Raw genomic sequence first — 11,958 nt, 5'->3', positions numbered from 1 at the left:
AGGCCCGGTAAGCATAGGCGCCACCGGGCATTACAGAGTTACTTACGACGCCAGGTGGTGCCCTGCGGACCATCTTCCAGCACGATGCCCATCTCGTTGAGACGGTCACGCGCGGCGTCGGCCGCCGCCCAGTTTTTCGCCTTACGGGCGTCCAGACGCTGCTGGATTAACGCTTCAATTTCGGCGACTTCACCGTCATCCGCCTGCGCGCCGCTTTGCAGGAATGCTTCTGGATCCTGTTCCAGCAAGCCCAGCACGCCGGAGAGCTTACGCAGATGCGCAGCCATACCGTTCGCCGCCGCCATATCTTCACCCTTCAGGCGGTTAACTTCACGCGCCATATCAAACAGCACGGAGTACGCTTCCGGGGTGTTGAAGTCGTCGTCCATCGCTTCAATGAAACGCGCTTCAAAGGCCTCGCCACCCGCAGGGGCAACGGATTTGTCAGTGCCGCGCAGCGCTGTGTACAGACGTTCCAGCGCAGAACGCGCCTGTTTCAGGTTCTCTTCGCTGTAGTTCAACTGGCTACGGTAATGCCCTGACATCAGGAAGTAGCGAATGGTTTCGGCGTCGTAGTATTTCAGCACGTCGCGCACGGTAAAGAAGTTGCCCAGCGATTTGGACATTTTCTCGCGGTCAACCATCACCATCCCGGAGTGCATCCAGTAGTTCACGTATTCGCCATCGTGCGCACAGGTGGACTGGGCAATTTCGTTTTCATGGTGCGGGAACATCAGGTCGGAGCCGCCACCGTGAATATCAAAATGGTTGCCCAACTGTTTGCAGTTCATCGCCGAACACTCGATATGCCAGCCCGGACGACCAGCGCCCCACGGAGATGGCCAGCTCGGTTCACCCTCTTTGGACATTTTCCATAACACGAAGTCCATCGGGTTGCGCTTCACGTCAACCACGTCAACGCGTGCGCCTGCCTGCAGTTGATCCAGATCCTGGCGTGACAACTGACCGTAGTTCGGATCAGTCGGGACATCGAACATCACGTCGCCGTTATCGGCAACATAGGCGTGACCTTTGGCGATCAGTTGTTCGGTGATCTCAATAATCTCGGCGATATGATGCGTAGCGCGAGGTTCCAGATCCGGGCGCAGAATATTCAGCGCATCGAAATCGCTATGCATTTCCGCAATCATGCGATCGACCAGCGCGACAAAGCTCTCGCCGTTTTCATTCGCGCGCTTGATGATTTTGTCGTCGATATCGGTAATGTTGCGCACATACTTCAGCTTATAGCCGAGGAAGCGCAGATAACGCGCAACGACGTCGAAAGAAACGAAAGTACGTCCGTGGCCAATATGACAGAGATCGTAAACGGTAATACCACACACGTACATGCCGACTTCCCCGGCATGAATAGGCTTGAATTCCTCTTTTTGGCGCGTCAGTGTATTAAAGATTTTTAACATCGAAGATTCCGTGTAGACGTGTGTGGGTAATAATATCCGTATAATACATATTATTCGTAATCGAAGCAGCACACTTTGCAAGGTGATCGCAGCTTGCGGTTATGCTATAACACACCCCTAACTCTGACCCTTAACAGGGTCGAAGCACCAATCTATCGGAACAGGATGCAAAAATGGTTACTTTCCACACTAATCACGGCGATATCGTAATCAAAACGTTTGATGATAAAGCGCCTGAAACAGTTAAAAACTTCCTGGACTACTGCCGCGAAGGTTTTTATAACAACACCATTTTCCACCGTGTTATTAACGGTTTCATGATCCAGGGCGGTGGTTTCGAGCCGGGCATGAAGCAAAAAGCCACGAAAGAAGCGATCAAAAACGAAGCGAACAACGGTCTGAAAAACACCCGTGGTACGCTGGCAATGGCGCGTACTCAGGCTCCGCACTCCGCAACCGCACAGTTCTTCATCAACGTTGCTGACAATGACTTCCTGAACTTCTCTGGCGAAAGCATGCAGGGTTGGGGTTACTGCGTGTTTGCTGAAGTTGTTGAAGGCATGGATGTGGTTGATAAAATCAAAGGCGTTTCCACTGGTCGCAGCGGTATGCATCAGGATGTGCCGAAAGAAGACGTCATCATCGAAAACGTGACCGTCAGCGAGTAATCGTGGCGACACTGTTTATTGCAGATCTTCACCTCTGCACAGAAGAACCGGCGATCACCGCCGGTTTTCTGCGTTTTTTAGCCGGTGATGCGCGACAAGCCGATGCGCTGTACATTCTCGGCGACCTGTTCGAAGCCTGGATTGGCGACGACGACCCTAATCCACTGCATCATCAAATAGCTGCAGCGATAAAAGCACTGGTTGATTCCGGCGTTCCCTGCTTTTTTATTCACGGCAACCGTGATTTTCTGCTTGGCAAACGTTTTGCCCGTGAGAGCGGCATGACCTTACTGCCCGAAGAGAAAGTGCTCGATCTGTATGGTCGCAAGGTGCTGATCATGCATGGCGATACGTTATGCACCGACGATGCTGGCTATCAGGCGTTTCGCGCCAAAGTGCATCAACACTGGCTACAAAAACTATTCCTCGCCCTGCCATTGTTCATTCGCCAACGTATTGCCGCGAAAATGCGCGCCAACAGCAAAGCAGCCAACAGCAGTAAGTCGCTGGAGATCATGGATGTGAATCAGCAGGCCGTTATTGCCGAGCTGGAAAAACATCAGGCCCAGTGGTTAATTCACGGTCATACCCACCGTCCGGCAGTCCACGAACTTACGGCCAATGGGCAACCCGCCTTCCGCGTAGTATTAGGCGCCTGGCACAGCGAAGGTTCGATGATCAAAGTCACACCGCACGACGTTGAACTGATCGCATTCCCGTTTTAATTCTGCAAATACCCCGTTCCTCTTTACACAAAACTATTCGAGTTGCATCGAGGCGGCAAATCCGTGAATCCCCTGGAGCTGACTAAAGTAAGTGACTGGGGTGAGCAGATGCAGCCAACAAAGAGGCAGCTTGAAGAGTGAAGTGTAAAGCGCGCAATCGTTTTCCTTGACGGTGAATTATGCTATTCTCTGTGCCCTCAAAAGTCGAGTGTAGTGCACCACAGGAGTTTTCAGACGCATGTCTTCCCGCAATAATCCGGCGCGTGTCGCCATCGTGATGGGGTCCAAAAGCGACTGGGCTACCATGCAGTTCGCCGCCGAAATCTTCGAAATGCTGGACGTTCCACACCATGTTGAGGTCGTCTCCGCCCACCGTACCCCAGACAAACTGTTCAGTTTCGCCGAAGGCGCTGAAGAAAACGGTTATCAGGTGATTATTGCCGGTGCCGGTGGTGCTGCACATTTGCCAGGAATGATTGCGGCGAAAACGCTGGTGCCTGTTTTAGGCGTTCCGGTACAAAGCGCAGCGTTGAGCGGCGTAGACAGTCTCTACTCCATCGTACAGATGCCTCGCGGTATTCCGGTGGGCACGCTGGCGATCGGCAAAGCGGGCGCAGCCAATGCAGCCCTGCTGGCCGCGCAAATTCTGGCCACACACGACAACGAATTGCATCAGCGTCTGGCTGAGTGGCGTAAAGCGCAAACCGATGAGGTACTGGAGAACCCGGACCCGCGAGGTGTCGCATGAAGCAGGTCTGTGTACTCGGCAATGGCCAGCTAGGACGCATGCTGCGTCAGGCCGGTGAGCCGCTGGGGATTGCGGTCTGGCCCGTCGGGCTGGACGCCGAACCCGCTGCCGTTCCTTTTCAACAAAGCGTGATTACCGCTGAGATTGAGCGCTGGCCGGAAACGGCGCTCACTCGCGAACTGGCGCGTCACCCGGCGTTTGTTAACCGCGACGTCTTCCCGATTATTGCTGACCGTCTGACGCAAAAACAGCTTTTTGACAAACTCAACCTGGCGACCGCACCATGGCAACTGCTGGCGGATAAAAGCGAATGGTCTGCGGTGTTTGACAAACTCGGCGAGTTGGCGATTGTGAAGCGTCGCGTCGGCGGCTACGACGGTCGTGGACAGTGGCGTTTACGCGCGAATGAAACCGAACAACTGCCAGACGACTGCTACGGCGAGTGCATCGTCGAGCGAGGAATCAACTTCTCCGGTGAAGTCTCGCTGGTTGGCGCACGTGCGCACGACGGCAGCACCGTCTTCTATCCGCTGACTCATAACCTGCATCAGGATGGCATTCTGCGCACCAGCGTGGTATTTCCGCAGGCTAACGCTAAACAACAGGCGCAGGCCGAAGCGATGCTCTCTGCCATCATGCAGGAGCTGGGCTATGTCGGTGTGATGGCGATGGAGTGTTTCATCACCCCGGAAGGTTTGCTGATCAATGAACTGGCTCCGCGCGTGCACAACAGCGGGCACTGGACGCAAAACGGCGCCAGCATCAGCCAGTTTGAACTGCACCTGCGCGCCATTACCGGCCTGCCGCTGCCGACGCCGGTGGTGAACAATCCTTCGGTGATGGTAAACCTGATCGGCAGCGACCTGAACTATGACTGGCTGAAGCTGCCGCTGGTGCATCTGCACTGGTATGACAAAGAGGTACGCGAAGGGCGTAAGGTGGGACACCTGAATCTGAGCGACAGCGATACCGCGCGCCTTAGCGCCACGCTGGAAGCGCTCATTCCCCTGCTGCCGCCGGAATATGCCAGCGGCATCATCTGGGCGCAGTCAAAGCTGAAATAAACCGATACGGGAGGTGCGCCTGCGCACGCCTCCCGTTACTTTTACAGACGAATGCAGGTTCCGGCTTTCCCCGCCAACGTGTCTTCAATGCGAGACAGCGCGCCAATCCACGCGGGTTTTCCACGTCGCTTCACGTATCCGCTTACGGCTGTCACCTTTGGCCCCATCGAACCATCGGCTTTAGCAAACGGCGCCAGTTCATCAGGAGAGGCTTGACGAATCGCACGTTGCTCTGGCGTGCCCCAGTTCTCATAGACCGCATCAGCATCGGTGAGGATAACCAGACCGTCGGCATCGATCTGTTCAGCCAGCAATGCCGCCGCCAGATCCTTATCAATGACCGCTTCAGACCCTACCCCTTCCCCGGTCACCGGCACGCCGCCACCGCCGCTACAAATCACCACATGGCCTTCTTTGAGCAAGAGCTTAATGGCATCGCTTTCGACGATCTGGCGAGGCTCAGGCGAGGCGACAACACGACGCAGGTATTTGCCGTCACGTTTCATATGCCAGCCGTAGGTGGCTTCCAGTTGCGTTTGTTCTTCAGGCGAATACACCGGGCCGATAAATTTTTCCGGCGCCATAAACGCGGGATCGTCTTCAGACACCACAATTCGCGTTAACACTGTGGTCACCGGCGGCATCTCCGGTTCAGCGGTCAGACTTTGCGCCAACATATAACCAATCATGCCCTGAGTCTCTGCCACCAGCACATCCAGCGGGTAAGGTTCAACCTCTTTCCAGGCAAGATTCTGTAACGACAACAGACCAACCTGCGGCCCATTGCCATGTACGATGGCCAGGCGGTACGAACGTGCCAGACGCGCCAGGGCAGGTACGGCGCTGGCAATATTACGATATTGATTTTCTGCCGTCAGCGCCTCGCCGCGCTGCAATAATGCGTTGCCGCCAAGAGCAACAACCAGCGTTTTCATTCCCTATCCTTCTATAATTTGTTGCCCAAGCCAGAACCCCAACAAGGTGTCTGCGCCGGAGGTATGCCCGAGCGCCAGCAGCGAATTTATCGCCGCGTCCATCCTTTGGTGTCGGCCCAAAGCATGAGTGAAGTGGAGCAAAGGTGAAGCGAAGTACCCTAATGCCGCGTAGCGTAAGTAGCTCACGCTAACCACAGTCGTCGCCAGTTGAAGATTGCCGGAATATTCAAAGAAACGATGGCCGGAATCCTTATTCAGCGCGCCGAAATACCAGGCGGCCAGCAGCATTCCGGTCAGCGTATCATCATGGCTGGGCGTTAAACCTGGCCCCTTGCCTAACCACTGCCGCCAGTCTGTCGACAAGCCAGCCAGCGCCGAGAAAAAGCAATGGCGGAACTGACGTAACTCGGGGCACAAAGGCAAATTTGCCGCCAGCATTAACGGCCCGAATAATCCCGTTTCCTCGCCGCGATCCATCCAGGCGGATGCAAGGCGCGGGGCATGTGGACGGGACGTTATTTTCAACGAACAACAACGCTGCGGTTGGCGTAACAGAAACGGTCCCAGCACAATCCCCTCGGGGACAGCCTGAGGGGTTTCGCTACCGCTTAACGCCGTACGCAGCGCATCAAAGTCAGGTGCACGGATCACCCATCCTCCCGGGCTAAAACCACTGCCCTGGCGGTGCAGCGTTAACAGTGCGCCCCCTTCGGCCACAAGGTTAATCGAGCGCCGCCAGATCCCGGATAGCTGCCATGACTGGCGAAAATCCGGAGACTGCTGACTGCCCATCAGAGGACGGATGATCATCATGCGCGGCTCTCTTAGCTAATGCCCATACTTTCAGCCAGCGCTTCCAGAGCCAGCTCAAAGCAGGCCAGCGGCGCACGAACGGTGCCCGCGCCGATCTGACCAATACCGGCTTCTTTATGGGCAATACCCGTGTTGATCAGCGGCGTAATACCTGTTTCCACGACGCGACGGATATCAAGACCAAGGCAAGCCCCCTGGAAATCCCAGCCAGGGATCTGCAACTGCATATTGCGTTCCAGATAGATTTCAGCCATCTCCTCGGAAACGGACTTCGCGGCCTCCATTCCTCCGGCGCCGACAAACCGCGTTACGCCAGGGGCCGCGATCATCGCGGCACCGCCAATCCCAAAGGTTTCGGTGATGGCGCTATCGCCCATATCCGGGTTAGCTTGTTCCTGCGAGAAGCCGGTAAAGAACAGCCCCTGCGGTGTGTTAACCGGCGCGGTAAACCAGCGATCGCCAAGTCCGCTCACCCGGATCCCGAACATGTCGCCATTACGGGTCATTGCGGTCACAATACTGCCGGAACGCACCAGTGCCCCGGCATCCATTGCCGCTTTGCAGTAAGCCATCGCCAGGTTAAGGAAGAACTGGTCGGTCACGCTGAGGAAATCCATCACCTCAGCAATCTGCTGCTTATCATGTTCCAGACGGGCAATTTGCGGCGCCAGGGTTCGCATCAGCAGAGCTGAAGAGGCAATGTTGCGCTGATGAAACTCATCGCCCATCGTAATGCCCTGCGCCATCATGGCGGTCAGATCAATACCCTGTTCCAGATTGGCCAGCGCCGCGCTTAAAACAGGCATCAGGACATCGCGCATCCAACGTAAACGCTGCTGGACATCCTCACCATACGCGCCGAAGCGCATCACTTTGCCAATCCCTTCGTTGAGATTGCAGTAAGCCCGGTTACCGTCGGTGATATTTTCCACTACCAGCATCGGCATGCTGGCAGAGGTGATTCCCCCCATTGGCCCCACAGCATTAACATGGTGGCAAGGTACGAACCGGACTTTGCCCTGCTCCAGTAAAGCCAGCGCGCTCATCTCATCATTGGCCCACCCTTCAAACAGACATGCACCAATACAGGCCCCTTTCATCGGACCGGTCATTTCTTGCCAACGCATTGGCGGTCCCGCATGCAGCAGCGTTTTCCCTTCATTGAGCTCGCGGATTAATGAGGAGGCAGGTTGCACATCCAGCCAGTGTGGACGCGCACGACGAATTTGTTCGATTACTGCAGCATTGGCTTGCGCCACTGATGTAAACATTGGAACCCCTTATTGCAAACGTTCTAATAAACGAGCCAGTTTCTTATTACCGCCAGCGACAGGCGCCCACTGGTAATGCACCACAGGCATTTCCGCAGCCTGTAAATCCAGTGCAAAACTGCGTAACCCGGCATTGATGACCGCCACTTTTTCCAGTAGCGAAGGTGCGGATTTGTCAGATAACGGTTGAGATGGACGAATCAGTTCGGCGGCAAGCAGCGTTGCCTCGGGCAGTGAATTCACTACGGCAATGCCGGCATCTTCCAGTGTGGCAATCTGCAGTGAGCGACACTGCGGATCGCGTTCTGTACCTGTCACCGTCGCAATCGCATACAGCGGTTGCTCGTGGTCTCGCGCAGCGCACGCCTTCTGCCAGGCCTGAACCAGCGATGCAGCCGGATCTGCCGTCGCGCCGTAACCAATCACGACATCAACTAGCAGCACGCGTACCTGCGGCTGCCCCCCCAGATCCGTAATCAGTTGATTACGTAAGGCAGGGTCAATCATCGGATGCGGCCGCCCGACGGTGTAAAAATCATCCCCCAGATCGATAATCTGGTGCCCGGCGGCATCCAGCATCATGCCATGATGATGTTGTGCATCCGCGGCGACATTCAGATGGGCGGCCAGCAGCCCAGCGGCTTCGGCGGCCAGCGTACCTCCGGTGTATAACCCTCGGATCACACCGTCTCCTGTGGTTGAAAGCGAGCTGCGTCGCGCTGCGACTCTCGCCAGTAAACAGGCCAGACGGGCCGCATCGTCCAGCGTCGCGGCAAACCAGACATTTTCATCGCGAGCGACCGCGGAGGTGTAACCTAAAAACAGAGCTACCACGGGTTTGCCGGTGGCCTTCATCGCGTTCACGATATGCTGGCGAACAGCCTCCGCCGGCGGTTTCGACACAAAAGCCAACACCTGGCTTTTGTCGTCTGCGCCAAGCATCTCCAGCGCGGTAAGCGCGCTAATCCCCCCCACCTCGGCGCTCAGGTCGCGTCCACCCAGACCGATGGCGTGGGTGATGCCTTCCCCGGCCAGCGCTATCTGTGAACAGAGCTCCTGAATCCCTGTCCCGGAGGCGCCCAGCACACCGATATTGCCTTCCGGCATCACGTTGGCAAAAGCCAGCGGCGTACCCGCAATCATGGCAGTTCCGCAGTCAGGTCCCATCACCAGTAGACCTTTATCCTGCGCACGGCGCTTCAGAGCGATTTCATCGTCCAGGGTAACGTTATCGGAGAACATCATGACGTTCAGGTTGCGATCCAAGGCCTGGTTCGCCAGTTCCGCCGCGTATTCACCGGCAACCGAAATGAGCGTCATATTCGCCTCAGGCAGTTTCTGGCACGCGCTTTCCCAGCGTCTGACCTGCAGGAGCGTTTGGCTACCGCCGGTGGCCTGCGCCAACTGCTGCAACGACTCATCCAGTTGTTGCAGAATAGCCTGTGTAATACTTTCATCTGCCGTTTCAGTACGAATCGCCACGCAAATATCGTTTGGCGTCGCATTATTAAAATCGTCATGCCAAAACCCGGTCGTTTCCAGCAATGATTTATTCGCTGGCGTTCCCATCATGACCGATACATCGTCTACATTTTCGGACTCACTCAGCTTGCGTGAAATAATCATTAAACTGACAGAGTCCTGAAAACACCCTTTTTTAATAAAGGCGTGGATCATAACAACCCCTTAATAATTGCACCCATGGCAATTGCACGAGTAGTGTTAATGTGTAGCTCAAGGTATATATCTGGGATCACAAATAGAGTGACTGGCATCACACTGGAATTATTAACAAAATAAATTTAATAACCACCAGAAGATTAAACATTATTTTCTAACGGCATTATTTATTTAAAAAGAAAGGGCAAATCCATACTGATTATCAAATAAATTCTAACTATATTTTTTTGTGTGTCTGGATCACATAATCAATTTTTATTCCCGGTATGTTAACGGCAGTCATGCTTCACACCGTCGTTAAAAAGGAAGACAGATGAAAATCAGTCGGGAAACACTCCACCAGCTTATCGAGAATAAGCTTTGCAAGGCCGGACTAAAACGTGAGCACGCCACAACGGTTGCTGAGGTATTGGTTTACGCCGATGCCAGAGGCATTCACTCTCATGGCGCCGTACGCGTTGAATACTATGCTGAGCGCATTTCAAAAGGCGGCACTAACCGCGAACCCACATTTCGTTTTGAAGAAACCGGTCCCTGTACAGCGATTTTGCATGCCGATAATGCCGCCGGGCAAGTCGCAGCAAAGATGGGTATGGAGCATGCCATTAAAATTGCTAAAAAAAATGGTGTCGCCATCGTTGGCATTAGCCGAATGGGGCACAGCGGTGCCATTTCTTACTTTGTGCAGCAAGCCGCTCGCGCTGGTCTGATCGGCCTCTCCGTGTGCCAGTCCGACCCGATGGTGGTACCGTTCGGCGGCGCAGATATTTACTACGGTACCAATCCGTTAGCCTTCGCTGCGCCAGGAGAAGGCGACGACATCATGACGTTTGATATGGCGACAACGGTGCAGGCATGGGGAAAAGTTCTGGATGCCCGCTCCCGCAACGAGCCGATTCCTAATACCTGGGCAGTCGATAAAAACGGCGCGCCAACTTCCGATCCCTTTGCTGTCAATGCGTTGCTACCTGCGGCCGGGCCTAAAGGCTATGGCCTGATGATGATGATCGATGTGTTATCCGGCATTTTATTGGGATTACCGTTTGGTCGTCAGGTCAGTTCAATGTATGAGGATTTACATGCCGGTCGGAATTTAGGCCAACTGCATTTGGTTATTAATCCCGACTTTTTCTCCTCCAGCCAATTATTCCGCCAGCACCTCAGCCAGACCATGCAAGAGTTAAATAACATTACTCCGGCCCCCGGCTTTAAACAAGTTTATTACCCCGGACAGGATCAAGATATTAATCAACGCAATGCCGCGGTCCATGGTATCGACATTGTTGACGATATTTATCAATACCTGATTTCCGATGCCCTCTATCTCAAGTCATACGAAACAAAGAATCCCTTTGCACAATAATTATTGAAACAGGAATTTCATATGATCAACCATTTTCGTCACGCAATTGAAGAAACCCTTCCCTGGCTCTCTTCCTTTGGCGCGGATCCTACCGGTGGGATGACGCGCTTGCTGTATTCGCCAGAATGGCTTGAAACACAACAGCAATTCAAAAAGCGTATGGACGCCAGTGGCCTGGAAACGCGCTTTGATGAAGTGGGCAACTTATACGGTCGTCTGCTCGGGAGCGAATCGCCGGAACAGGTCATTTTAAGCGGCTCGCATATTGATACCGTCGTCAACGGCGGCAATCTTGACGGCCAGTTTGGCGCGCTGGCGGCATGGCTCGCGGTTGACTGGCTCAAGAGCACCTATGGCGCACCGCTGAAAACGGTCGAAGTCGTTTCCATGGCGGAAGAGGAAGGCAGCCGTTTCCCGTATGTCTTCTGGGGCAGCAAAAACATTTTTGGACTGGCAAATCCTGATGACGTCCGCAACATCCAGGACGCGAAAGGCACCCGTTTTGTTGACGCAATGAACGCCTGCGGCTTTACCCTCCCCGCAGAGCCGCTTCATGCTCGTAATGACATCAAAGCCTTCGTTGAATTACACATCGAACAAGGTTGCGTGCTTGAAAGTAATGGTCAGTCGATAGGCGTCGTCAGCGCGATTGTCGGCCAACGTCGCTATACGGTAACGCTGAACGGCGAATCCAACCATGCGGGTACAACGCCGCTGAGCTACCGTCGCGATACCGTTTACGCTTTCAGTCGCATCTGCAGCCAGTCTATCGAGAAAGCCAAAAAGCATGGCGATCCTCTGGTACTGACCTTTGGTAAAGTAGAGCCACAGCCAAACACCGTCAACGTGGTGCCTGGAAAAACGACCTTCACGATCGATTGCCGTCATACCGATGCCGACGTACTGCGTGATTTTACTCAGCAACTGGAAAACGACATGCGCGCCATCTGTGATGAAATGGATATCGGTATTGATATCGATTTGTGGATGGATGAAACGCCAGTCCCGATGGACAGTAAACTGGTCTCCACCCTTACCGAACTGTGTGAAAAAGAACAACTGAACTACCGTGTCATGCACAGTGGCGCGGGCCATGATGCGCAGATTTTTGCCCCTCGTGTACCGACCTGCATGATTTTCATTCCCAGCATTAACGGTATCAGCCACAACCCCGCTGAACGCACAAACATTAACGACCTTGCCGAAGGGGTCAAAACTCTGGCATTAATGCTTCATCAACTTGCCTGGCAGAAATAAGGAGCCATTC

11 protein-coding genes are annotated in these 11,958 nt (G+C 54.2%); 6 read left to right on the top strand and 5 right to left on the bottom strand.

The window, feature by feature from the left end; genetic code table 11:
- Positions 1-38 precede the first annotated feature (38 nt).
- Positions 39-1,424 carry a cysteine--tRNA ligase gene (gene cysS, locus FDX09_RS06530; RefSeq protein ID WP_137346944.1) on the bottom strand — a complete coding sequence of 462 codons (1,386 nt, stop codon included), beginning with the start codon at positions 1,422-1,424 and terminating at the stop codon, positions 39-41.
- 173 nt (positions 1,425-1,597) lie between these two features.
- Here cysS and ppiB point away from each other — a divergent pair, with 173 nt between their 5' ends.
- From ppiB to purK, 4 genes are all read left to right on the top strand, one after another.
- On the top strand, positions 1,598-2,092 hold the full coding sequence (gene ppiB, locus FDX09_RS06525) for a peptidylprolyl isomerase B (protein WP_003021875.1): 495 nt from the start codon (positions 1,598-1,600) through the stop codon (positions 2,090-2,092).
- Between the two features lie 2 nt (positions 2,093-2,094).
- A complete protein-coding gene (gene lpxH / locus FDX09_RS06520) occupies positions 2,095-2,817 on the top strand; it encodes a UDP-2,3-diacylglucosamine diphosphatase (protein WP_110498605.1) in 723 nt (240 codons plus the stop codon).
- A gap of 238 nt (positions 2,818-3,055) precedes the next feature.
- Positions 3,056-3,565 carry a 5-(carboxyamino)imidazole ribonucleotide mutase gene (gene purE, locus FDX09_RS06515; RefSeq protein ID WP_038638478.1) on the top strand — a complete coding sequence of 170 codons (510 nt, stop codon included), beginning with the start codon at positions 3,056-3,058 and terminating at the stop codon, positions 3,563-3,565.
- Positions 3,562-4,629 (top strand): 5-(carboxyamino)imidazole ribonucleotide synthase, encoded by a 1,068-nt coding sequence (gene purK / locus FDX09_RS06510; RefSeq protein WP_038638475.1) that lies wholly within the window; start codon positions 3,562-3,564, stop codon positions 4,627-4,629. The genes purE and purK overlap by 4 nt, the downstream gene beginning before the upstream one ends.
- 41 nt (positions 4,630-4,670) lie before the next feature.
- On the opposite strand, the gene FDX09_RS06505 is transcribed toward purK, so the two are convergent.
- The 4 genes from FDX09_RS06505 to FDX09_RS06490 are packed head-to-tail and all read right to left on the bottom strand — an operon-like array spanning position 4,671 to position 9,325.
- Entirely contained in the window at positions 4,671-5,564 is an 894-nt protein-coding gene (locus tag FDX09_RS06505; protein WP_085047596.1) for a carbamate kinase, read from the bottom strand.
- Between the two features lie 3 nt (positions 5,565-5,567).
- On the bottom strand, positions 5,568-6,377 hold the full coding sequence (locus FDX09_RS06500) for a DUF2877 domain-containing protein (protein WP_085047597.1): 810 nt from the start codon (positions 6,375-6,377) through the stop codon (positions 5,568-5,570).
- An 11-nt stretch (positions 6,378-6,388) separates the two neighbouring features.
- A complete protein-coding gene (locus tag FDX09_RS06495; protein WP_038638468.1) occupies positions 6,389-7,648 on the bottom strand; it encodes a DUF1116 domain-containing protein in 1,260 nt (419 codons plus the stop codon).
- A 9-nt stretch (positions 7,649-7,657) separates the two neighbouring features.
- Positions 7,658-9,325 (bottom strand): acyl-CoA synthetase FdrA, encoded by a 1,668-nt coding sequence (locus tag FDX09_RS06490; protein WP_137346943.1) that lies wholly within the window; start codon positions 9,323-9,325, stop codon positions 7,658-7,660.
- A gap of 316 nt (positions 9,326-9,641) precedes the next feature.
- Between FDX09_RS06490 and allD the strand changes: the two genes are divergently transcribed.
- Both allD and allC read left to right on the top strand, forming a co-directional pair.
- Positions 9,642-10,691 carry an ureidoglycolate dehydrogenase gene (gene allD / locus FDX09_RS06485; protein ID WP_137346942.1) on the top strand — a complete coding sequence of 350 codons (1,050 nt, stop codon included), beginning with the start codon at positions 9,642-9,644 and terminating at the stop codon, positions 10,689-10,691.
- 21 nt (positions 10,692-10,712) lie between these two features.
- The gene (gene allC / locus FDX09_RS06480) at positions 10,713-11,948 is read left to right on the top strand and encodes an allantoate deiminase (RefSeq protein WP_061381596.1); all 1,236 of its coding nucleotides are present in this window, start codon (positions 10,713-10,715) and stop codon (positions 11,946-11,948) included.
- The last annotated feature ends 10 nt before the right edge of the window (positions 11,949-11,958 follow it).

This window comes from Citrobacter sp. wls717 (assembly GCF_005280955.1).
Classification (GTDB): domain Bacteria; phylum Pseudomonadota; class Gammaproteobacteria; order Enterobacterales; family Enterobacteriaceae; genus Citrobacter; species Citrobacter werkmanii.
This window is presented reverse-complemented; position numbering and strand designations above follow the sequence as displayed.